This window comes from Micrococcus sp. KBS0714 (assembly GCF_002008305.4).
GTDB lineage: Bacteria > Actinomycetota > Actinomycetes > Actinomycetales > Micrococcaceae > Micrococcus > Micrococcus luteus.
This window is the reverse complement of sequence record NZ_CP042169.1, coordinates 2,164,797-2,186,921: the sequence shown is the minus strand read 5'-3', so window position 1 is coordinate 2,186,921 and position 22,125 is coordinate 2,164,797. Positions and strand designations below refer to the sequence as shown.

General features: G+C 73.6%; 20 protein-coding genes. 7 read left to right on the top strand and 13 right to left on the bottom strand.

Features of this window, described 5'->3' with window-relative positions; genetic code table 11:
• The first annotated feature begins 242 nt into the window (after positions 1-242).
• Both B1A86_RS09955 and B1A86_RS09950 read left to right on the top strand, forming a co-directional pair.
• On the top strand, positions 243-572 hold the full coding sequence (locus B1A86_RS09955; protein ID WP_002857882.1) for a bifunctional 3-phenylpropionate/cinnamic acid dioxygenase ferredoxin subunit: 330 nt from the start codon (positions 243-245) through the stop codon (positions 570-572).
• Positions 569-1,858 (top strand): NAD(P)/FAD-dependent oxidoreductase, encoded by a 1,290-nt coding sequence (locus tag B1A86_RS09950; protein ID WP_078026212.1) that lies wholly within the window; start codon positions 569-571, stop codon positions 1,856-1,858. The genes B1A86_RS09955 and B1A86_RS09950 overlap by 4 nt, the downstream gene beginning before the upstream one ends.
• Before the next feature lie 27 nt (positions 1,859-1,885).
• Here the strand turns inward: B1A86_RS09950 and B1A86_RS09945 are convergent, their stop codons facing one another.
• The 10 genes from B1A86_RS09945 to B1A86_RS09900 all read right to left on the bottom strand — a co-directional run bounded on the left by B1A86_RS09945 (position 1,886) and on the right by B1A86_RS09900 (position 14,431).
• Positions 1,886-3,382: a YdiU family protein gene (locus B1A86_RS09945; protein ID WP_070709506.1), complete on the bottom strand. Its 1,497-nt coding sequence runs from the start codon at positions 3,380-3,382 to the stop codon at positions 1,886-1,888.
• A gap of 172 nt (positions 3,383-3,554) precedes the next feature.
• Positions 3,555-4,505: a hypothetical protein gene (locus tag B1A86_RS09940; protein WP_070709504.1), complete on the bottom strand. Its 951-nt coding sequence runs from the start codon at positions 4,503-4,505 to the stop codon at positions 3,555-3,557.
• A 209-nt stretch (positions 4,506-4,714) separates the two neighbouring features.
• Positions 4,715-5,575: an HpcH/HpaI aldolase/citrate lyase family protein gene (locus B1A86_RS09935; protein ID WP_069941119.1), complete on the bottom strand. Its 861-nt coding sequence runs from the start codon at positions 5,573-5,575 to the stop codon at positions 4,715-4,717.
• Positions 5,576-5,711: 136 nt separating this feature from the next.
• Complete coding sequence (locus B1A86_RS09930; protein ID WP_078026213.1) at positions 5,712-6,497, bottom strand: fumarylacetoacetate hydrolase family protein; 786 nt, start codon at positions 6,495-6,497, stop codon at positions 5,712-5,714.
• Positions 6,498-6,891: 394 nt separating this feature from the next.
• Complete coding sequence (gene hpaD / locus B1A86_RS09925; RefSeq protein WP_078026214.1) at positions 6,892-8,058, bottom strand: 3,4-dihydroxyphenylacetate 2,3-dioxygenase; 1,167 nt, start codon at positions 8,056-8,058, stop codon at positions 6,892-6,894.
• Between the two features lie 263 nt (positions 8,059-8,321).
• Positions 8,322-9,866 carry a 5-carboxymethyl-2-hydroxymuconate semialdehyde dehydrogenase gene (hpaE, locus tag B1A86_RS09920; RefSeq protein ID WP_078026215.1) on the bottom strand — a complete coding sequence of 515 codons (1,545 nt, stop codon included), beginning with the start codon at positions 9,864-9,866 and terminating at the stop codon, positions 8,322-8,324.
• 83 nt (positions 9,867-9,949) lie between these two features.
• Positions 9,950-10,651, bottom strand: a complete 702-nt coding sequence (locus B1A86_RS09915) for a GntR family transcriptional regulator (protein ID WP_078026216.1) — start codon at positions 10,649-10,651, stop codon at positions 9,950-9,952.
• 2 nt (positions 10,652-10,653) lie between these two features.
• Complete coding sequence (locus B1A86_RS09910; protein WP_078026217.1) at positions 10,654-12,252, bottom strand: fumarylacetoacetate hydrolase family protein; 1,599 nt, start codon at positions 12,250-12,252, stop codon at positions 10,654-10,656.
• A gap of 94 nt (positions 12,253-12,346) precedes the next feature.
• A complete protein-coding gene (locus B1A86_RS09905; RefSeq protein ID WP_078026218.1) occupies positions 12,347-13,561 on the bottom strand; it encodes a PLP-dependent aminotransferase family protein in 1,215 nt (404 codons plus the stop codon).
• Positions 13,562-13,633: 72 nt separating this feature from the next.
• Positions 13,634-14,431, bottom strand: a complete 798-nt coding sequence (locus tag B1A86_RS09900) for a GerMN domain-containing protein (RefSeq protein WP_078026219.1) — start codon at positions 14,429-14,431, stop codon at positions 13,634-13,636.
• Between the two features lie 158 nt (positions 14,432-14,589).
• Here B1A86_RS09900 and B1A86_RS09895 point away from each other — a divergent pair, with 158 nt between their 5' ends.
• The 4 genes from B1A86_RS09895 (at position 14,590) to pdxT (ending at position 17,661) form a co-directional block, all read left to right on the top strand.
• A complete protein-coding gene (locus B1A86_RS09895; protein ID WP_078026220.1) occupies positions 14,590-15,435 on the top strand; it encodes a CoA ester lyase in 846 nt (281 codons plus the stop codon).
• Between the two features lie 51 nt (positions 15,436-15,486).
• Positions 15,487-15,972: a DedA family protein gene (locus B1A86_RS09890; protein ID WP_041102620.1), complete on the top strand. Its 486-nt coding sequence runs from the start codon at positions 15,487-15,489 to the stop codon at positions 15,970-15,972.
• Between the two features lie 115 nt (positions 15,973-16,087).
• Positions 16,088-17,032, top strand: a complete 945-nt coding sequence (gene pdxS / locus B1A86_RS09885) for a pyridoxal 5'-phosphate synthase lyase subunit PdxS (protein WP_036313496.1) — start codon at positions 16,088-16,090, stop codon at positions 17,030-17,032.
• Positions 17,029-17,661 (top strand): pyridoxal 5'-phosphate synthase glutaminase subunit PdxT, encoded by a 633-nt coding sequence (gene pdxT / locus B1A86_RS09880; RefSeq protein WP_181743471.1) that lies wholly within the window; start codon positions 17,029-17,031, stop codon positions 17,659-17,661. The genes pdxS and pdxT overlap by 4 nt, the downstream gene beginning before the upstream one ends.
• 36 nt (positions 17,662-17,697) lie before the next feature.
• Here the strand turns inward: pdxT and ald are convergent, their stop codons facing one another.
• Positions 17,698-18,840, bottom strand: coding sequence for an alanine dehydrogenase (ald, locus tag B1A86_RS09875; RefSeq protein ID WP_078026222.1), 1,143 nt, complete (start codon positions 18,838-18,840; stop codon positions 17,698-17,700).
• Positions 18,841-18,944: 104 nt separating this feature from the next.
• Here ald and B1A86_RS09870 point away from each other — a divergent pair, with 104 nt between their 5' ends.
• A complete protein-coding gene (locus B1A86_RS09870; protein ID WP_078026223.1) occupies positions 18,945-19,442 on the top strand; it encodes a DUF456 domain-containing protein in 498 nt (165 codons plus the stop codon).
• A gap of 55 nt (positions 19,443-19,497) precedes the next feature.
• Here the strand turns inward: B1A86_RS09870 and B1A86_RS09865 are convergent, their stop codons facing one another.
• Both B1A86_RS09865 and B1A86_RS09860 read right to left on the bottom strand, forming a co-directional pair.
• On the bottom strand, positions 19,498-20,226 hold the full coding sequence (locus B1A86_RS09865) for a FadR/GntR family transcriptional regulator (RefSeq protein WP_002857917.1): 729 nt from the start codon (positions 20,224-20,226) through the stop codon (positions 19,498-19,500).
• Positions 20,227-20,326: 100 nt separating this feature from the next.
• Positions 20,327-21,988 (bottom strand): L-lactate permease, encoded by a 1,662-nt coding sequence (locus B1A86_RS09860; RefSeq protein ID WP_078026224.1) that lies wholly within the window; start codon positions 21,986-21,988, stop codon positions 20,327-20,329.
• Positions 21,989-22,125 lie beyond the last annotated feature (137 nt).

Genomic DNA, 22,125 nt, shown 5'->3' with positions numbered 1-22,125 from the left:
CGGGTGGGATGAGGGCTGGAGAGCCGTCGTGATCGTAGCGTGATCGGCCATTCCCGGGAGCATTTTTCGGAGGCTTGTCGGGTCATTTCACGCCCCGGTGATGTCCGGTTCATTCATTCACAGGAGGAGGCGATTCCATACCGGGGCGGAGCACAGCGGAGGGGTGTCGGGTCCGCGCCGGGGGATACGGTGACGGGAGACCACCACGGGCCGCCCGGCCCGGGAACCAGAGGAGGCAGACCATGGCGGAGCCGATCCACATCGGCGCGGCGGCGGACGTCCCGGAGGGCGAGGCGATCGTCGTCCCGGCGGCGACGGCGGGGACGAGGGACGACGTCGCGGTGTTCCACACGGACGCAGGCGAGTTCCACGCGATCGACGACACGTGCACCCACGAGGACGCCTCGCTGGCCGAGGGCTGGCTCGAGGACGACCGGGTGGAGTGCCCGCTGCACGCCGCGCAGTTCTGCCTGCGCACCGGCGAGGCGCTCTGCCTGCCCGCCACCAAGGGCGTCGGCGTGCACCGCGTCGAGGAGCGCGAGGGCCAGCTCTACCTCGTCCCCGGCGCATGAGCCACGACGTCGAGGCCCCGGCAGGCGTGCCCGGCTCGGTCGCGGTGGTGGGCGGCGGCGTCGCGGGCTTCGCCGTGGTCCGCGAGCTGCGGCGTCGCGGTTTCGCGGGCGAGATCGCACTCGTGGACCCGCAGGGCGTGCCCTATGACCGGCCACCCCTGAGCAAGGAGTTCCTGACCGGCGACGCGGACGCGCGCCGCCTGCTGCTCGCCCCGCCGACGTGGTTCGCCGAGCACGGCGTGGAGCTGGTGGAGGACGCGGCGGTCCGGGTGGTGCCGGGCGGCGTCCACCCCGACGGCGGCCCCGCGCCCCACCGGGTGGAGACGGCCTCCGGGCGGGTCCTGGAGGCGGACGCGGTCGTGCTCGCCACGGGCGGGCGACCCCGGGCCCTCGACGTCGCCGGCGCCGACCACCCGGACCTAATCACCCTGCGCACCCGCTCCGACGCCGAGGCCCTGCGCGACCGCCTGACGTTCGGGGCCGAGGTGGCGGTCGTGGGCGGCGGCTTCACGGGGGCGGAGGTCGCGGCCGCGGCGCGTCGCTCGCTCGCCGCGGTGACGCTCGTGACCGGGACGGACGCCCCGGCCCGCGCAGCCGTCGGGCCGGCGCTGGCCGCCCGCCTGCACCGGATGCACGTCGAGCACGGGGTCGCGGTCGAGGTCGGCCGGGCGGCCTGGATCGAGCACCGGGACGCCGACGGCGGCGCCGCGCTGCCGGCCGCCCACCGGCTCCACCTCCACGACGGGCGGACCGTGGACGCCGACGTCGTGGTGCTGGCCGGGGGCACCGTGCCGGACACCGCCCTCGCCGAGGACGCCGGTCTGGAGGTGGCCGACGGCGTGCTCACGGACGCGATGGGCCGCACGACCGTGCCCGGGATCCTGGCCGTGGGTGACGCCGCGCGCGCCCGGGAGTCCGCGTGGGCCACGTCGCGGCACTGGGAGCCGGCCCTGCGTTCCGGTGCGGCCGCCGCGGCGGCGCTCCTGGGGGAGCAGACGGACGCCCCGGGCGCCCCGTGGTTCTGGTCCGACCGGTACGACGCCCACGTGGAGGCCGTGGGGGACATGACGGTGCCGGCCGGCGGGCGGATCGTGGACCGCGAGGTGCGCGGCGTCGTGGTGGCGAGCTTCGCGCTGGCCGCGGACGGGACCCTGCGCGGGGCCGCGTCGATCGACGACCCCATGACCGTCAAGGCCGCCCGGCGCATCATCGACCGGGGGATCGTGGTGGACGCCGCCGCGCTCGCGGACCCGGCCGTGCCGGTCAAGTCGCTGGCGCGGGGGTGAGGGCGCCCGTTTCGTCAACGAAAGCGGTCAGGTGCCGCAGTAGGTGACGAACGGGGCCCCGTCCGCCGGACCCGGCTCCGCGTACCGCTCGAACCCGGGGCGCGGGGTGAAGGGATCCGTGACGGCCTCGAGCAGCCGGTGGACCGGGGCGAGGTCCCCGCCCTCCGCGGCCGTCAGGGCCTCGTCGAGCAGGTGGTTCCGCGGGATGTAGACGGGGTTCACCGCGCGCATCCGGGCCGGATCGGGACCCATCGCCCGCCAGTCCGCGAGCCAGGCGGCGAGCCCCGCGGGGTCCGGAGCGCCGGGGACGAGTCGTGCCGCCTCGGTGCGCGCCGCGTCGTCGTCCACGGGCGCCGCCGTGTGCTCGGCCAGCCGCACCCAGAACGAGGTCCAGTCGGCCCGCGCCGCGGCCAGCCACGGGAACAGGCGGTCGGTGAGCGCGGCGACGTCGTCCTCCGCCACCGACGCCGGGAGACCGAGCTTGTCCCGCAGTCCGCCCCGCCACGCCGCGAGATGGGCGCCGTGGAACCTGCCCAGCGCCTCCTGGGCGAGCGCGACGGCGCGGTCGGGGTCGTCGTCGAGCACGGGCACGAGGGCCTCGCCGAGCCGGGCGAGGTTCCACGCCGCGATGGGCCCCTGATTGCCGTACGCGTACCGGCCCTGGGTGTCGATCGAGGAGAAGCTCGCGGCCGGATCGAAGGCGTCGATGAACGCGCAGGGGCCGTAGTCGATAGTCTCGCCGGACAGGGTCATGTTGTCCGTGTTCATCACACCGTGCACGAAGCCGACGAGCATCCAGCGGGAGACGAGCTCGGCCTGCGCGGCGATCACCGCCTCGTAGAGCGCGAGCGCGGGGTGCTCGGCGTCGGTGGCGTGCGGGTGGTGGCGGGCGATGGCCTCGTCGACGATCCGGCGCAGCACCTCCGTGGGGTGCGCCTGCTCGGGGAGGGCCGCGGCGTACTGGGCCGTGCCGACGCGCAGGTGCGACGCGGCCGTCCGGGCCAGCACCGCGCCCGGCAGCACGGTCTCGCGGCGGACCGGGTGGCCCGTGGCGACGACGGCGAGCGCCCGCGTGGTCGGCACGCCGAGGGCGTGCATCGCCTCGGAGACCACGTACTCGCGGAGCATGGGGCCGAGCACGGCCTGCCCGTCGGCGTTGCCGCGCGCGAAGGGCGTGCGACCGGAGCCCTTGAGATGCAGGTCGTGGAGCCGACCGTCCGGGGCCGTGAGCTCGCCGAGGAGGAGGGCGCGCCCGTCACCCAGGCGGGGGGAGTAGTGGCCGAACTGGTGGCCCGCGTACGCCTGCGCGACCGGCCGCGCGTGCGGGCCGGGCTGCTCGCCGGTGAGGAAGCGGACGCCGTCGTCGCTGGCGAGCCACTCGGCGTCGAGGCCGAGCTCCGCCGCGAGGCCGGCGTTGAGCAGGACGAGTTGCGGGCCGTCCGTGACCTGGGCCTGCCAGGGCAGGGCGAGCTCGGGGAAGGTGTCGGCGAAATGCGAGCTCAGGGTGGGGGCGGACGTGGTCATGGGGCCACGCTACGTGGGGGAGCACGGGTGTTCACGGGCCGACTCCCACCGGGCCCGTCCTTTCGAGGCGGGAAATCGACCCCATGGGCGTGGACCAGAGTGCTATGAGCTGGATTTCCCGCCTCGAAACGAGGGGCCGTGGCGGGCCGCGGGGGCCGTGGATCTCACCGGGTCACCCACCGAACTCGGCCGCCCGGCGCCGCACCCGCGCGACGACGTCCGCGTAGTCGTCCCGGGCGTCGGCCCACATGACCTTGATCGAGAGCCAGTCGTGGTCGGCGCACCAGCGGTCGCGCAGCACGTCTCGGGCCTGCTGCTCGGCGGTGCGGTGGTGCTCGCCGTCGTATTGCAACGCGAGGCGCCACTGCCGATACCCGAGGTCGACCGTCGGAGCGCGGCGGTCTGACGGGTCCAGCCGGCACTGCACCTCGGGCTCCGGCAGCCCGGCGTCGACGAGCGCCAGCCGCAGACGCGTCTCGCGCGGCGAATCCGCCCCCACGCGCATCCTCGCCAGCGCTGCCCGGGCCAGTCCGCGCCCCCGGAAACGTCCCCGTTCGGCCAGCGATCGGACGAGCTCCTCCGGGGTGTAGGCGGGAGCCCCGCGTCCGCCGCCGGGCAGCCACGGCGGGCAGAGCAGCGCGTCACCGGCGGCGACGACGTCCCGCTCGGTGAGCGCCGACCGTGCCGCGCACAGGTCCCACAGCGTGCGGGCCGGCGTCGTCACGAGCACGCCGCCCCGCGTCATCCGCTGTCCCTCCGGCACCTCGATGCGGTGCGGCACCAGACCCGCCTGGACCGGCCGGCCGCCCGAGGTGCCGACGCTGACGTGCACCGCACCGGGGGCCAGCAGCCGTGCGGGCACGGTCAGGCCGTGCAGGCGGGCGGCGGTCTCATGGCTGACGACGACGCCGGGGTGGCGCCGCTGGTACGCGCGGACCTCGTCCATCGTCCACTCACGGACGGAGGCCGCCGCAGGGCCGGCCGGCCCGTAGATGCCGTGGCGCAGCCGCCGCAGGTCTGAGGACTGCAGTCGGGACCACGTCACACCCGCCCGGCGCGCGTCGTCGACCGTGAAGGCGGCGGGGTCGATCGACGGCGGCAGCGGGGCGGGACGACGGGGCATGCGGCGAGCGTGCTCCGTCGGTCGGCATCCCGAGACAGACGAGCGGGGGCCTGGGGACGCGCGAGGGGGCCCGGCGCGGTTGTGCAGGAGGCGGTGACGTCCCCCGGGGCGCCGGCCCCGAGCCATTCGAGGCGGGAAATCCACGTCATGGGCCAGGATCGGGCGTCCATGGGGTGGATTTCGCGCCCCGAAGTGAGGGGATGACCGGATCAGTACGACGCGCGGGGCGCGCTCTGCCCGTCGGCCGCGGCGTTGCTCGGGGCCGGGCACCAGCGGTCGGCGAGGGCCTCGGCGGCGCGGGCCAGCAGGGCGACGTCGGCGCCCACGTTGACGTAGTCCGCACCGGCGGCGGCGTAGGCGTCGGCCTGCGCGGGCACGAACGCGTTGACGCCCACGATCTTCCCGGCGGCCTTGACCTTCGTGATGACCTCCTCGACCGCGGCCACCACGTCCGGGTGCGACTGCTGGCCGAGCAGGCCCAGGGACGCGGAGAGGTCCGAGGGGCCGATGAAGACGCCGTCGATCCCGTCCACCGCCGCGATCTCGTCCGCGTTCCGCACGCCGGCGGCCGTCTCGATCTGCACGATCACGGAGACGTGGTCCGCCGCGCCGGGCAGGTAGCCGGGGATCCGGTTCCAGCGGCCCGAGCGTGCCAGGGCGGAGCCCACGCCGCGCACCCCGCCCTCGGCGGAGCCGTCCGGGTAGCGGGCGGCGGCCACGGCGCGGCGGGCCATCGCGGCGTCGTCGACCATGGGCACCAGCAGCGACTGGGCGCCCAGGTCCAGGAACTGCTTGATGGCCACGGTGTCCAGCGCCGGCACGCGCACCAGGGTGGGCACACGGTAGCCGGCGATCGTGCGCAGCTGGGCGAGGACGTCCTGCAGGGTCAGCGGTGCGTGCTCGGCGTCGATGAGCAGGTAGTCGAGGCCCGCGCCGGCGCAGATCTCCGCCGTCGTCGGGTCCCCGGAGGAGAGGAACATGCCGGCGGCGGGGCGGCCCCCACGGGCGGCGACGGCCTCGGGCGTGAAGAGGTCGCGGAACAGCGGCTGCGGGTTGTGGCGGACGGGCATGGGACGTTCCTCCGGGGTTCTCCGCGCCCTCCACCCGACGCGGGTTGAGTTGTCGCGGGTGGAGCGGGGTCGTACTGGTGATAGGTCAACCCGCGTTGCGGGCGGGCGGGTGAGCGGGGCGACGACGGCGGCCGGCTCAGGCGAAGCGGCAGGTGATGGTGCCGAGCGGGCCGTAGTCGGCGTAGACGGTGTCGCCCTCGTAGACCCACATCGGGCGGGTGAAGGAGCCGGCGAGCACGATCTCACCGGCCTCGAGCGCGTCCCCGTGCCCGGCGATCCGGTTGGCCAGCCAGTGCACGCCGTTGGCCGGGTGGTTCAGCACGCCCGCGGCCACGCCGGTCTCGATGATCTCCTCGTTGCGGGAGAGGATGCCGGAGACCCACCGCAGGTCCACGTCGTCCACGCCCACGGGGCGGCCGCCGATCACCAGGGAGCCCAGGGCGGCGTTGTCCGAGATGGTGTCCGTGATGGTGCGGCCGGCCATCTCGATGCGCGAGTCCAGCACCTCCAGCGCGGGCACCACGTACTCGGTGGCGCGCAGCACGTCCATCAGGTTCAGGCCGGGCCCGCGCAGCTCGTCCTTGAGCACGAACGCCAGCTCCATCTCGATGCGCGGGTGGGTGTACTTCTTCCACTCGTACACGTGGCCGGACTCGAACACCTGGTCGTCGAAGATCACGCCGTAGTCCGGCTCGTCGATCCCGGTCGCGTCCTGCATGGCCTTGGAGGTCAGGCCGATCTTGTGGCCCACCTTGCGGCGGCCCGCCTCGACCTGGCGCTCGGCCCAGATGCGCTGGACGGCGTACGAGTCCTCGATCTCCATCTGCGGGTAGCGCGCGGTCAGCCGTGGCACGGGCACGCGGTCGATGCCCGCGCGGTGCAGCTCGTCGGCGATCTTGACGTGGGTCTCGTGGTCCAGCACAGCGGTCTCCTTCACGACGACGGGCAGGGGCCTGGCCTTGATCGTATACGATTGCGCGGCTCGGCCCCCGGCCTCATCGCCATCCTGTCACCGCCCCGGATCAGTCCGGGGTGCGCGTCCCGATGCCCAGCCCGGGCTTGCGGCGGTGCACCGTGAGCCAGGCCAGCCCCTCGGGGCCCGTCTGCGAGGCGGGACACCCCTGCTCCCCATGCTTCGAGGCGGGAAATCGAGCTCAAACTGGCCCTCCTCGCTCGAATGAGATGGATTTTCCGCCTCGAACGGCGTGGGGCGGGGAGACGCGGAGGATGGCAGGGAGGGCGGACGCCGACGGCGGGCACCTGCGTTGGGTGCCCGCCGTCGTCGTGGTGTCCCGGAGCGGTGCCGGCCGTGCCGGTCAGAGCTGGTTGCCGAGCTTGTACTCGCCCTGCTTCCACTCCGGCAGGGACTCCTCGCCCTGCCCCTCGCGCGTGTAGGAGAAGCCGTCGGCGCCGATGGTCACGGCCATCTCCGAGTCGTCGGTGCGGGAGACCAGCGGCTGCAGGTTGCCGTCGAGGTCCAGCACGCGGGAGGCATCGGTGTACCAGGACGGCACGACCGGGGTGCCCCACCAGTCGCGGCGCTGGTTGTCGTGCACGTCCCAGGTGACCACGGGGTTGTCCGGGTCGCCGGTGTAGTAGTCCTGGGTGTAGACCTCCACGCGGTGGCCGTCGGGGTCGCGCAGGTAGAGGTAGAACGCGTTGGAGACGCCGTGGCGACCCGGGCCGCGCTCGATGTGGTCGGACATGCGCAGGGCGCCGAGCTTGTCGCAGATCGCCAGGATGTTGTGCTTCTCGTGCGTGGCGAAGCACACGTGGTGCATCCGCGGGCCGTCGCCGCCGGTCATGGCGGTGTCGTGCACGGTGGGCTTGCGGCGCATCCACGCGGCGTAGACGGTGCCGTTCTCGTCCTGGATGTCCTCGGTGACGCGGAAGCCCAGGTCCTGCATGTAGCGGGCGGCACGCGGCACGTCCGGGGTCACCTGGTTGAAGTGGTCCAGGCGGACCAGTGCGCCCGGGGTGTAGAGGTCGTAGCGCCAAGCCAGGCGCTCCACGTGCTCGACGTCGTGGAAGAACTCGTAGGGGAAGCCCAGCGGGTCCTCGACGCGCACAGAGTCGCCGACGCCCTTGACGAAGCCGTCCTTCCGGCGCTCCACGCGGCAGCCCAGCTCCTCGTAGAAGGCGACCGCCTTGTCCAGGTCCTCGGGGGTGCGCACGCGGTAGGAGAACGCGGCCACGGCGGCGGTCTCGCCCTGGCGCAGCACCAGGTTGTGGTGGATGAACTCCTCCATGGAGCGCAGGTAGACGGTCTCCTCGTCCTCCTCGGTGACCACGAGGCCGAGCACGTCCACGTAGAACTCGCGGGACTGGGCGAGGTCCGTGACCACGAGCTCCATCGAGGCGGAGCGCAGGATGTCCGGCGCCTCGGACGTCGGGGTGGGGAGGGGGTTCTCCGGGTCGATGGGGACTTCCTTGGTGACGAAGAAGCCGGAGGAGGTCTTCTGGCGGCTCTCGAGGTTGGTCATCGGTGCTCCTTGGTGAGGGGGCGGTGCGCTGTGGCCTGGGACACGGTCAGTGGCTCGATCGTATACGATCCGGGCGACCGACGGAAAGGCTCTCGAGGAACGCGGGTTGAGTTGTCGCGGGTCCGGGGCGCCCGCACCCGCGACAACTCAACCCGCGTCGGGTGGGCCGGGGGAGGAGCCCGGCCCGGCCCCACCACGACGACGGCGCCCGCACCGTCGCGGGGACGGTGCGGGCGCCGTCGTGGTCACCGGTCGGCGCGGGCTCAGCCGTCGATCTTCGCCGCGGCCTGCTCCTGCTTGCCGAACACCGGGTTGTGGACCTCGCCGAGGTTGATGTGCACGGCCTGCTGGTCGGTGTAGAAGTCGATCGAGCGGTAGCCGCCCTCGTGGCCCAGGCCGGAGGCCTTCACCCCGCCGAACGGGGTGCGCAGGTCCCGCACGTTGTTGGAGTTCAGCCACACCATGCCGGCCTCCACGTTCTGCGCGACGTTGTGGGCGCGCTTGAGGTCGTTGGTCCAGATGTAGGCGGCCAGGCCGTACTTGGTGTTGTTGGCCAGCTGCAGGGCCTCCTCCTCCGTGTCGAACGGGGTGATGGCCACCACCGGGCCGAAGATCTCCTCCTGGAAGATCCGGGCGTCCGGGGCCACGTCCGCGAACACGGTGGGCTGCACGAAGTTGCCCTCGGGGAAGCCCTCCGGGCGGCCGCCGCCGGCCACCAGGCGGGCCTCGGTCTTGCCGATCTCCACGTAGGACATGACCTTCTCGAAGTGCTCCGGGTGCACGATGGCGCCGACCTCGGTGGTCTCGTCGTCCGGCAGGCCGACCTTCACGCGGGAGGCCTGGGCGGCGTAGCGCTCCACGAACTCGTCGTAGACGGAACGCTGGACCAGGATGCGGGAGCCGGCGGTGCAGCGCTCGCCGTTCAGGGAGAACACGCCGAAGATGGTCGCGTCGATCGCCGCGTCCAGGTCCGCGTCCTCGAACACCACGGCCGGGGACTTGCCGCCGAGCTCCATGGACAGGCCCTTCAGGTGCGGGGCGGCGTTGGCGAAGATGATCTGGCCGGTGCGGGACTCGCCGGTGAAGGAGATCAGCGGCACGTCCGGGTGCTTCACGAGCGGGTCGCCCGCGTAGCCCTCCTCGCCGAAGCCGTGCACCATGTTGAACACGCCCTTCGGCAGGCCGGCCTCCTCGAAGATCCCGCCCCACAGGGAGGCCGAGAGCGGGGTGAACTCGGCGGGCTTGAGCACCACCGAGTTGCCGGTGGCGATGGCCGGGGCCAGCTTCCAGGACTCCAGCATGAACGGGGTGTTCCACGGGGTGATCAGGCCGGCGACGCCGATCGGCTTGCGGTTCACGTAGTTGATCTGGCGGCCCGGCACCTTGAAGGTGTCGTCGTGCTGGGCCACGATCAGGTCCGCGAAGAAGCGGAAGTTCTCGGCGGCGCGGGCGGCCTGGCCCCTCGCCTGCTTGATCGGCAGGCCGGTGTCGAAGCACTCCATCTCGGCCAGCTGGTTGCCGCGGGTCTCCATGATGTCGGCGATCGCGTGCAGCACGCGGGAGCGCTGGCGCGGCAGGGCCTGGGACCATTCGCCGGACTCGAAGGCCCGCTTCGCGGCGGCGACGGCGCGGTCGATGTCCGCGGCCTTGCCGGAGGCGGCCGTCAGGTACGGCTCGTTGGTCACCGGGTCGAGCACCTCGAAGGTGTCGCCGTCGATCGAGTCGACGAACTCGCCGTCGATGTAGTGGCGCAGGACGTCGGGCAGGCCCGCGGGCTTGCGGGCCTCGATGCTGGTCTTCTCCGTCATGGTGTCTCTTTCACTGAGTGCTTCGGGTGGGTCTGATGATCGGGGCCTGGAGCAGCCGGCGTCGGCGCCGGTCCGGCCGGCGGTCACGCGGACGGCTCGGCGCTGTGCTCCAGGTAGGCGTGCAGGGTGTTCAGGCGGTGGGCGCGGGCGGCGGCCTCGATCTCCTCGAAGCGCGCCCCGTCCTCGATCAGGCGCAGCAGGTGTTCGTGCTCGTCCACGGAGGCCACCGCCCGGCCGGGCACGTACGCGAACGTGGAGGAGCGCAGCGCGGCCAGGCGGTTCCAGCCGCGGTGCACCAGGTCGTGCACGTGCTCGTTCTGGTGATGCTCGAACAGGATCGAGTGGAAGCGGCGGTTGAGCTCGGTGAACGCCATCGGGTCCCAGGCCGTCTCCGACTCCGTCATCGCGCGCATGGTGGCGTTCACCTCGCGGGCCGCCGCGAGGTCCTCGCCGGTCACGTGCGGGGCGCACTGGGCGGTGGAGAACCCCTCCACCAACGCCAGCGTCTCCATGGTGTGGCGGTACTCGACCGGATCGATGCCCACCACGGTCGCGCCCACGTTGCGCTCGTAGGCCACCAGCTTCTCGGACTGCAGGCGGCGGATCGCCTCCCGCACGGGCACCACGGACATGCCCAGCTCCGCGGCGATCTGGGACAGCACCAGCCGGTCGCCCGGCTCGTGGCGCTGGTCCCGGATCCCCTCGAGGATCGCCTGGTAGGCGCGGTCCGCCTTGGAGACGGGGGCGCCTGCGAGGCCGACCGTTCCGATGTCCGTGCGTCGCATGCTCAGGCGTCGCCCTCCGGGGCCGGGGCGTCCGGCAGGGTCTTGCGGTATTCGGCGAACTTGGCCTTCCACTCGGCGTTCGGGGGGAACATCCCGTCCACCGGGTAGCCGGCCTTGACCTGCTCGTACGCCCAGGCGTCCTGGAGCTCCTGCTCGTAGGCGTCGTCCACAACCTCCTGGAGCAGGGACGGCGGGATGACCACCACACCGTCGTCGTCGCCGACGATGATGTCGCCGGGCTGCACGGTGGTGCCGCCGCAGGCGATGGTGCCGCCGACCTCCCACGGGATGTGACGGCGGCCCAGCACCGCCGGGTGCGTGGCGCCGGCGTACACCTGGAGGCCGACCTCGGCGACGGCGGCGGAGTCGCGGATGCCGCCGTCCGTGATCACGGCGTTCGCGCCGTTCACCTGGGCGCGCAGGGCCAGGACGTCCCCGAGGGTGCCGGTGCCGTGCTCGCCACGGGCCTCCATGACCACCACGTCGTCCGGCTGCACCGAATCGATCGCCCGCTTCTGGGCGTTGAAGCCGCCGCCGAACTCCTTGGCCAGGTCCTCGCGCTTGGGGACGTAGCGCAGGGTCTTCGCGTAGCCGAGGACGCGCCGACCCCGGTGGACCGGGCGCGGGCCGTCGATGGTCGCGTTCTGGACGCCGCGCTTCTGCAGCTGGGCGGTGAGGGTGGCCACCGCGATGGCGTCGATCTTGGCGCGCAGCTCCGGGGTCAGCAGGGAACGGTCCGGCTGCGGGGCGCTCGCGACCCAGTGGCCGTTCTCGTCCACCGCGGACGACGACGCCGCCTCGGCCTGCGGGGCCAGGCCGGCGGCCTCGCGGGAGCCCCAGGCCTCCTCGCGCTGCACGTCGTCCACCTGCGGCTGCGCGCCGAACGGGGCCAGGGCGTGCTCCGAGTCGACGACCGTCGTCACCAGGCGGCCGGTGGTCGGTGCGCCGGGGGCGCTGGGGGCGTCCACCTCCACCTCGACGACGTCGCCCGGCTGGGCCACGGAGGAGCCGGCGGGGGTGCCGGTGAGGATGACATCGCCCTCCTCGAGCGTCATGAGCTGCGAGAGGTCGGCCACGAGCCGGCCGAACGGGAAGACGAGGCCCTCGGTGGTGTCGTCCTGGACGATCTCGCCGTTGACCCAGGTGCGCACGCGCAGGGCGGCCGGGTCCAGACCCGCGGCGGAGATCACCGCAGGGCCGAGCGGGGTGTAGCCGTCGCCGGACTTGTTCTTGACGTTGGAGCCCTTGTCCGCGTGGCGGAGGTCGTAGAGGCCCCAGTCGTTGGCGGCGGTGATGCCGGAGACGTGCGACCAGCCCTCCTCCGGGCTGACGCGCCGGGCGGTGCGGCCGATGATCAGCGCGATCTCACCCTCGTAGGCGAGCAGCTCGGTGCCGGCGGGGCGCTCGATCGTGTCGCCGCTGCGGGCGAGGGAGGTGCCGGCCTTGAGGAAGTAGCCGGGGGCCTGCGGGGGCCGGCCCCGCTGGGCGATGCGGGAGGGGTAGTTCAGGTGGACGGCGAGCACCTTGCCCGGCCGGTTCTCCCGGACGGTGAAGTCGTGCTCGGTGACGGTGGGCGTGGGCTCCGGTGTGCTCTGCGTCATGGTCGAGATCGTATACGATCTTGCGGGCCCGGGGAAGACGTCGCACGTCCGGCAGACGCGCCGGGCCGACGTCGTCGTGGGCGCCCGCCGCGGCTCAGCGGGCCCGGGCGATCGACTCGTTCACCGCCGGGGCCAGGCGCCGCACGCCCTCCACGAGCTTCTCGGCGTCCACGAACGAGTACGCCAGGCGCAGGGTGGAGTGCGTGCCCTCGACGGGGGTGAAGGCCGCCCCCGGCACGAACACCGCGCCCGCCTCGATGCCGCGGTGCATCACCTCGAGGGTGTCCACCCCGGCGGGCAGGGTGGCCCACAGGAAGAAGCCGCCCTGCGGGGTGATGAACTCGACCCCCGGGTCCCAGTGCTCACGCACCGCGTCCACGAGCGCCCCGGCCCGCTCGCGGTACAGCCCGGTCACGTGGCGGACGTGGCCCTGCCAGTCCAGCTGCGTGACGAAGGCGGTGGAGAGCATCTGCGAGTACGTGGACGCGTGGATGTAGGCGGACTCCGCGCACAGGTAGAACTCGCGCTTGAGCGCGGCCGGCACGAGCGCCCAGCCGATGCGCACGCCCGGGGAGAAGATCTTGGACATCGTGCCGAGGTGGACCACGTTGTCCCGATGGTCGGCGGCGATCGGGGCGACGGGCTCGCCGTCGAACGCGATCTGCCCGTACGGGTTGTCCTCCACGATGAGCACGCCGTGCTTCTCGCAGATCGCGCCCACCTCGGCGCGGCGGCCCGGGGGCAGCAGGGCGCCCGAGGGGTTCGCGAACGAGGGGATCGTGTAGAGGAAGGCCACGCGGCGGCCCTCGGCGGCCAGGCGGGTCAGGGTCTCGTCGAGGGCCGCGGGCACCAGGCCCTGGTCGTCGGTGCCCGTGGCCACGGCCTCGAGCTGCCATGTGGCGAAGGTGGTCAACGCGCCCACGAACGTGGGGTCCTCCACCACGACGACGTCGCCCGGGTTCGCGAACGCCCGGCAGGCGGTGTCGATCGCGGCCTGCGAGCCGGGGGTGATGACCACGAGGTCGGGATCCGCGTCCGGGATGCCGTCGGCGGCCATGACGGTGGCGGCGGCGGCGCGCATCTCCTCGGTGCCCTGGCCGGGGCCGTACTGCAGCGACTCCGTGCCGAACCGGGTCATCAGGTCGGAGGCGATCCGGCCCAGCTCGTCGAGGGGCAGGTCAGCGAGCCACGGGTTCCCGCCCGCGAGCGAGACGAGGTTCGGGTCCATCGCGATGTCGAAGACGTCGCGGACCGCGGACTGCTTCACGCCGACGGCGCGCTGGGACAGGTGATCTCGGAGGTTCCGCACGCTCGGCACCCTATAGCACGGCGCGGCCGTGTCCGAACGTCCGATGACGGGCGACGACGGCGGGTCGCGCGGTCAGGGGGCGCTCGGCTCCGGGCCGGGGGACCACGTGCCCTGGGTCGGCTCGGCGGGACCCCACGACGACTCCTCGGCCGGCGCCCAGGTCTCGTCCGAGGGCTCGGCCGGAGCCCACGTGTCCTCCGGCGACTCGCCCTCCGGCGCCCACGTCTGCTCGCCGGACTCGTCGCTCGGCTCCCCGCTCGGCGTGGGGTCCCCCTGCGGGACGTCCACGGACTCGCCGAGGCGGAGCGGCTCGAGCCCCAGCACGTCGTCGAGGTCCCGGCCGTCCACCTCGAGCCGGACCTGTCCCGCTGACGTGAAGGCGGCGGCGGTCGCCTGCAGCTGGGCGCGGATCCGCTCGGCCGTGCAGTCGTCCTCCGGCGTCACGGTGCCGGTGAAGGTGAAGATCTCCACGTCGCCCTCGCGGCGGTGCCCGGTCGGGGTGAGGGTCTCGCGCGCGTCGAACACGGCGTTCCACAGCGACGGGTCGCCGTGCCAGCCCTGCTCGTCCGCGAACAGGAAGTCCAGCGCGGCGTCCGCCTCGTCCTCGGTGTCCGTCGGCACGGTCTGCACGGGAACCAGCAGGTCGCCGCAGCCGAAGGGCCGGCCGCTCGTCCCCGGGACCGCCTCCGTCTCCGCGACGGCGAGGTAGACCGTCAGCGGCTGGTACCCCTCCGTCGCGGGCAGGGGCACGCCGTCGTCGGACGCCGAGTCCTCGGCCAGGCCGGGGTCGACCGCGCAGCCGGCCAGCAGGCACGCGGCGGCCACGGCACCCATGAGCCGCAGGGCGCGGGGAGGGGAGGGCGGGCGCATCGGGTACTCCTGGCGGTCGGGGCTCGGCGGCGTCGGACGGGCCGACGGCCCCTCCATGCTACGGCCGTCCGCCTCGCCCGCCGCGAGCGGGTGTGAGGCCTCCCACGGGTGGGAAGGGGCCCGCGGGCGGACGGCCGCGGCGGGCTAGGCTGGAGGCCATGCCCGTGAGGAACCGTCGCGCCGCCGCCCTGCCCGCCAAGCTCAGCCGCTCCTGGCTGCTGGTCAACGCGGCCACCCCCGACGCGTTCGCCCCCGCCCTGGCCTCCGAGGCCGACTCCGTCATCTTCGACCTCGAGGCCGCCGTGCCGGAGGAGCAGAAGGACGCGGCCCGCCGGCACGTCGTGGACGCCCTCTCCGGCGGCATGACGGCGTGGGTGCGCATCTCCGCGACCTCCACGGACCACTGGCAGCGGGACCTCGAGGCGCTCGCGGGCCTCGACGGCGTGCGCGGCGTCGTGCTGGCCGAGACCAAGGAGCCGGAGCAGGTCACGTTCACCGCCATGCGGCTGCGCGCCGGCACCCCGGTGATCGCCCTGCTGGAGTCCGCCCTGGGCATCGAGAACGCCACGGCCGTGGCCAAGGCGCCGGGCACGTTCCGTCTCGCCTTCGGCGTGAACGACTTCCGCAAGGACGTCGGCGTCGGCGAGGACCCGCTGGCCATGGCCTACGCCCGCTCCCGCATGGTGATCGCCTCCCGCGTGGGCGGTCTGCCCGGGGCGATCGACGGACCGCCCGGCAACACGGACGGTGAGGACGCGGTCATCGAGTCCAGCGCCGTCACCGCCTCGATGGGCATGACCGGCCGCCTCGTCCTGAACCGGGATCAGGTGGACTGGGTCAACCGGGCGATGTCCCCGTCCGAGGACGAGCTCGCGTGGGCCCGCGACCTGCTCGAGAAGCACGCGCAGGGCGCCGCCGTCGGCGACGGCTCGTACCTGCCCCGCGTGCTGCGCGCCCAGAAGATCGCGGACCTCGCGGACTCGTACGGGCTCTGGAACGCGTGAGCACGGCCGGGGCGCGCGCATGAGTCCCCGCACCGACGGGTGGCTCCGCCCATGATGGCGTGGATCGACGGGCTGCCGCTGCTGTGGTCCATCGGGTTCTTCTGGATGCTGGCGATCCTGCGCACCCTGATCGTGTTCTCGCTCGGGCGGGGGCTGGCCTCCGGCGTCGAGCGGACCCGCTGGTTCGCCCGCGTGATGGAGGGGCCCGTCTATGTCCGAGCCCAGCGCTTCATCCAGCGCCACGGGGTGTGGGCCATCCCATTCTGCTACCTCACGGTGGGCATCCAGACGGCGGTGATCGGCTCCGCCGGCGTCGCCCGCATGCCCTGGCGCCGGTTCCTGCCGGCGGCCGCGCTCGGCACGTTCCTGTGGGGCGTGGTGTACGGGACCGTCGGGATGGCCGTGGTCTGGGCCGTCATCGGCGCGGCGCTCGGAGAGGGCCGGGGCGTCCTCGCCCTCGTGCTGATCCTCGCGGCCGTGGCCGCGTTCGTCGTCTGGCGCCGACGCCGCACGCTGCGCCGGCACGGGGCCGGGTGACGTCGTCGTCCGTGACGCGGGCCGGGCTTCGCCGCCGGGGGACTAGAGTTGACCGCGTCTTCGCCCCGGCCAGCCGCCCCGCGGCCGGGGCCGCCACCCCTTCGGAAGGACCACCATGAGCGACGAGCGCGCCCGCAGCTTCTCCGCCTCCACCGCCTCCGCCGCCGACGACGGCGCCCGCGGCACCGGCACGACCCGCGTCAAGCGCGGCCTGGCGGACATGATGAAGGGCGGCGTGATCATGGACGTCGTCAACGCGGAGCAGGCGCGCATCGCCGAGGACGCCGGCGCCGTGGCCGTCATGGCGCTCGAGCGGGTCCCAGCCGACATCCGCGCCCAGGGCGGCGTGGCCCGCATGTCCGACCCCGACCTGATCGACGGCATCGTCGAAGCCGTGTCCATCCCCGTGATGGCCAAGGCGCGCATCGGCCACTTCGTGGAGGCCCAGGTGCTGCAGGCGCTCAAGGTGGACTTCATCGACGAGTCCGAGGTGCTCTCCCCGGCGGACTACGTGAACCACATCGACAAGTGGGACTTCGACGTGCCCTTCGTGTGCGGCGCCACCAACCTCGGCGAGGCCCTGCGCCGCATCACCGAGGGCGCGGCCATGATCCGGTCCAAGGGCGAGGCCGGCACCGGCGACGTCTCCGAGGCCGTGAAGCACATCCGCACCATCCGCAAGGAGATCGCCCAGCTCCAGGGCCTGGCCCAGGACGAGCTGTACGTGGCCGCGAAGGAGCTGCAGGCGCCGTACGAACTGGTGCGCGAGGTCGCCGAGACCGGCGCCCTGCCCGTCGTGATGTTCACCGCCGGCGGCGTGGCCACCCCGGCCGACGCGGCCCTGATGATGCAGATGGGCGCCGACGGCGTGTTCGTGGGCTCCGGCATCTTCAAGTCCGGCAACCCGGCCGAGCGTGCCCGCGCCATCGTCAAGGCCACCGCCCAGTTCGACGACCCGATGGCGGTCGCCGAGGCCTCCCGCGGCCTGGGCGAGGCCATGGTGGGCATCAACGTGGGCGACCTGCCCGCCCCGCACCGCCTGGCCGAGCGCGGCTGGTGAGTCCACAGAAGACCGTCGGCGTGCTCGCCCTCCAGGGCGACGTGCGGGAGCACGTGCACGTGCTCGAGTCCCTCGGCGCGCGCACGCGCCCGGTGCGCCGCCCCGCGGACCTCGAGGGTCTGGACGGCATCGTGCTGCCCGGCGGCGAGTCCTCCGTGATGGACCGCCTCGCCCGGATCATGGGGATGAGGGACCCGCTCATCGCCGCCCTCCGCGACGGGCTGCCCGCCTACGGCACGTGCGCGGGGCTGATCATGCTGGCCCGCGAGATCCGCAACCCGGCGCCGGATCAGGGCGGGCTCGGCGTGCTGGACGTGGCCGTGCGGCGCAATGCGTTCGGCGCGCAGGTCGACTCGTTCGAGGAGGACCTGGACATCCCCGCGGTCGCGGCGGAGCCGGTGCACGCCGTGTTCATCCGCGCCCCCGCCGTCCTCCAGGCGGGGGAGGGCGTCGAGGTCCTGGCGAGCGTGCCGGCGTCGCGTCTGTCCGTGCCCGCGGCGGACCCGGGGCTCGACGGCGACGCGCGGCTGCCCGTGGCCGTGCGGCAGGGCCACCTGCTCGCCACGGCCTTCCACCCCGAGGTGACCGGCGACTGGTCCTTCCACCGGGCGTTCCTCGCGGGGCTCTGAGCGGCCGGCCTGCCCCGCGCGCGACGGGCGCGGGGCTCAGGCCTCCGCGAGCACCTCGGAGGTGACGCGGACGTCCTTCCGGGGGTCCAGGCCGAGCTCGTCGGCCACGGCCGTGGCGACGGAGGGCAGGGTGAGGACGCCGTCGTGCGCGTTGAGGCCCCCGGCGAAGCCCTCGTCCGCGGCCAGCGCGGCGCGCCATCCGAGGTCGGCGATGCGCTTGATGTAGGGCAGCGTCGCGTTGGTCAGGGCCGAGGTGGAGGTCTGGGGCACGGCGCCGGGCATGTTGGAGACGCAGTAGTAGATCTTGTCCCCCACGAGGTACGTCGGGTCCTGGTGGGTGGTGGCCCGCGAGTTCTCGAAGCAGCCGCCCTGGTCGATCGCGATGTCCACCAGCACCGAGCCGGGCCGCATGGACTCCACCATCTCGGCGGTCACCAGCTTCGGGGCCGCGGCGCCGGGGATCAGCACGGAGCCGATCACGAGGTCCGCGTCCGCCACGGTCTCACCGATGTTCAGGTGGGACGAGGCCAGCGTGCGGATCCGGCCCTGGTGGACGGCGTCCAGCTGCGCGAGCCGCTCGAGGGAGATGTCCAGGACGGTCACGTCCGCGCCCATGCCCGCGGCGATCACGGCCGCCGCCTCGCCGGCCACACCTCCGCCGATCACGGCCACCCGGGCGCGGCGGGTGCCGGGCACGCCGCCCATCAGCACACCCGAGCCGCCCTGCGGCTGGAGGAGGTGGTAGGCGCCCGCGGCGGGGGCCAGGCGGCCGGCCACCTGGCTCATGGGGGCCAGCAGCGGCAGGGAGCGGCCGCGGGTGACCGTCTCGTAGGCGATCGCCGTCGTGCCGGCGTCCAGGATCGCCCGCGTGCACGCGGGGGAGGCGGCCAGGTGCAGGTAGGTGAAGAGGACCTGGCCGCGGCGCAGGCGGCCGTACTCCTCCGGCTGCGGCTCCTTGACCTTGAGGACCAGCTCGGCGCGCTCCCAGAGCTCGTCGACGTCGTCGACCAGCTCGGCGCCGGCGTCGCGGTAGTCCTGGTCCGAGGCGCCGGAGCCGGCGCCGGCCCCCGACTGCACGAGGACCTGGTGGCCCGCTCGCACCAGCTCCTGGACCCCGCCCTGCGTCAGGGCCACACGGAACTCGTTGTTCTTCACTTCGGTGGGCACGGCGACCAACATGCGGCGAATCTAGCCCATCCGGCACGTTCCAGCGAGGGCGCGGGGGCCGCTGCGCGGTCGCGGTGCCGCCGTCACCGCGGTGCCCGTCCCGTCATACTGGTGCGGTGACTCCCGCGCTGATCTCCCTCGTGGCCGTGCTCCTGCTCCTGGTGGGGCTGGTGGGCACCGTGTATCCCGTCCTGCCCGGCTCGCTGCTCAACCTCGTGACGGCTCTCGGCTGGGCCGCGCTGCTGGGCTCCCCCGCGTCCTGGACGTTCGGCGTCATCGCGGCCGGTCTCGCCGTGGCGGGGCTGAGCGCGTCCGCGGTGCTGACCGGCCGACGGCTGCGACGTGAACGCGTCACCCGCGGCCCGATCCTGTGGGGGGTGGCCGGCGCCGCCGTCGGGTTCTTCGTGATCCCGGTGGTGGGTCTGTTCCTCGGCTTCGCCGTCGGCCTGTTCGCCTCCCAGTGGGCCCGCACCCGGGACGCCCGGGCCGCCCTGAGCAGCTCGATCGGCGCGCTCACGGCCATGGGTGTGGGCATGCTCGTGGAGTTCTGCTGCGCGCTGGGCTCGCTGACCGCCGTGGGCGTGGGCGCCCTGGTGCACGGCCTCACCGCCTGAACCGCCGGAGCCGTCCGTCCGGCGGGACCCCGCGCGCGCCGGACCCTTCGCCGGCTCAGCCGCCGGCGGGCACCCTGCCGGCCTGGGCGAGGGCGGCGAAGCCGAGGACGTGCTCCCGCAGCTCCTGCGCGGCCGCCCGGCCGTCCCCGGCGGCGGAGGCGGCGAGGATCCGCCGATGGTCGGCCTGCAGGCCGGCGCGCACGGCGGGCCAGTCGGACAGCCCGGCCACGGTCTCGGTCACGTAGCCGATGGTCGCCTGGCGCAGGGAGTCCAGCATCATCGCCGTCACGACGTTCCCGCCCAGGGTGGCCAGCCGCACATGGAACTCGGTGTCGAGCAGGTGGAAGTCCTCTTCCGGCAGCGCGGGGTCGTCCATCCGGTCCAGCAGGGTTTCCACCTCGGCCAGGACGGCGACGCTCTCGGGGTCGCCGGAGGTGGCGGCGGCCGCCTGCGCCGCATCGGTCTCGAGGAGCACGCGCGCGGCGACGACGTCGGCCATCGGCAGGGACCGGGTGGCGATGTGCAGGCGCAGCGCCCAGCCCAGCGCCGCGGACGGCTCGGAGACGACGACGGCCCCCGAGTTCGGCCCGGAGCCGGCGCTGGCGCGGATCAGGCCCATGGCCTCGAGCATCCGGGTGGCCTCCCGCACGGACGCCCGGGAGATGCCGAAGCGTTCGGCCAGGGTGCGTTCGCCGGGCAGCTTGTCCCCCACGACCACGGCGCCGGAGCGCAGCTCGGCCTCGAGCCAGTCGAGCACGATGGTGTAGGCGGGGGCAGCGGTCATGGACGGACCTTCCGAGGGGGCGGGGCGGCGACCCGAGGGGGCGGGGCGGCGACCGTCCATCCTACCGACGGACGCCGCCCCGCTCGGGTGGTGCAGGCGGTCAGCCCGCCGCCGGCAGCATCCACGCCAGCACGTTGGACTGCAGGTACACGAGCGTGCACACCGCCAGCAGGAGCACGAGCGACCACACCACCACGCGGCGCAGGATCTCGGACTCCCGGCCCTCCATGCCGACCGCCGTCGCGGCGATCGCCAGGGACTGCGGGGAGATCATCTTGCCCACGACGCCGCCGGAGGTGTTGGCGGCCACCAGCAGGGCCGGATCGGCGCCGATGTTCGTGGCGGCGGTCTGCTGCAGGGTGGAGAACAGGGCGTTCGCGGAGGTGTCCGAGCCGGTCACGGCGGTGCCGAGCCAGCCGAGCACCGGGGACAGGAACACGAAGGCCGCGCCCAGGCCGGCCACCCACGTGCCCATGGCGACCGTCTGGCCCGAGAAGTTCATGACGTAGGCCAGGGAGAGCACGATCACGATCGTCAGGGCGGACCAGCGCATGCGGGCGAAGCAGCGGCCGATCTCGGCGAGCGCGTTCCCCACCGAGAGCGGGAACCGGCCGTCGTGGTCGAACCGGGAGTAGACCACGGCCATGATCAGGCCGGCGATCAGCAGCAGCGTGCCGGGGGAGGCCAGCCACTCGAACTTGTACACGGTGCTCGCCAGGGGCGCGCCGGAGGCGTCGACGAGGTGCCCGTCGAGCCCGGGCCACGGGATCTTGGCGGTGGCGGAGTTCAGGGCCGCGGTGATCGAGGGGACCAGCTTGGCCAGGGCGAACACGGCCACGACCACGATGTAGGGCAGCACGGCCATGAAGATCCGGCCGGGGGTGAGGTCCTGCGCCGCCGCGCGGGCGGGGGCGTCGAGGCGCTGGCGGGCCTCCTCGGCGCCCCGCGGCCGCCAGAAGCGCAGCAGCAGGACGGCGGCGGCGAGGGAGACCAGGGAGGCCACGACGTCGGTGAGCTCGTAGGAGAAGTGGGTCGAGGCCAGCCAGATGGCGACGGCGAAGCTCGCGCCGATCACGATCAGTGCCGGCCACGTCTGCCGCACGCCGCGCAGCCCGTCGATGATGAACACGAGCAGGAACGGCACGAACACGGCCACGAACGGGGCCTGGTGGCCGACGATCGCGCCGATGTGCGTGGCGGGGATGCCGGTGAGCGTGCCCGCGGTGGTGATGGGGGTGCCCACGGCGCCGAAGGCCACGGGCGCGGTGTTCGCCAGCAGCACGGCGGTGGCCGCCCGCAGCGGGGGCACACCCAGGCCGAGCACCATGGTGGCCGTGATGGCCACGGGGGCGCCGAAGCCGGCGAGGGCCTCGAGCAGGCCGCCGAAGCAGAACGCGATGAGCACGGCCTGGATGCGGATGTCTCCGCCGCCGAGCGAGTCGAAGATCGCGCGCATGTCGTCGAATCGCCCGGAGAGCACGGTGACCTGGTAGAACCACAGCGCCATCACGACGATCCAGACGATCGGGAACAGGCCGAAGGTCGCTCCCTGGGCGGCGGCCAGCGCCGCCAGGTGGGCCGGCATGTGGAAGCCCAGCACGGCCACGAGCAGGGCCACCACGAGCGCGGCGAGCCCCGACTGCCAGGCCTTGAGGCGCAGACCGAGGAGGGTGGCGAAGAACGTCAGCAGGGGCAGGACGCCGAGCGCGGCGGAGAGCGCGACGCTGCCGGCGGCATCGGGGGTGGGGGTGAAGGTGTGCACGGGGGTCTCCCGGTGGGCGAGGGGACGGGGCGGGATCCGGTCGGGCCGGTGATGGTCGGACCACTGTGGTCAGACCAAGGAGCGTACTGTGAGGGCGGTCACCTCGCAAGCGGCTGGCATGATATGGTCTGACCACT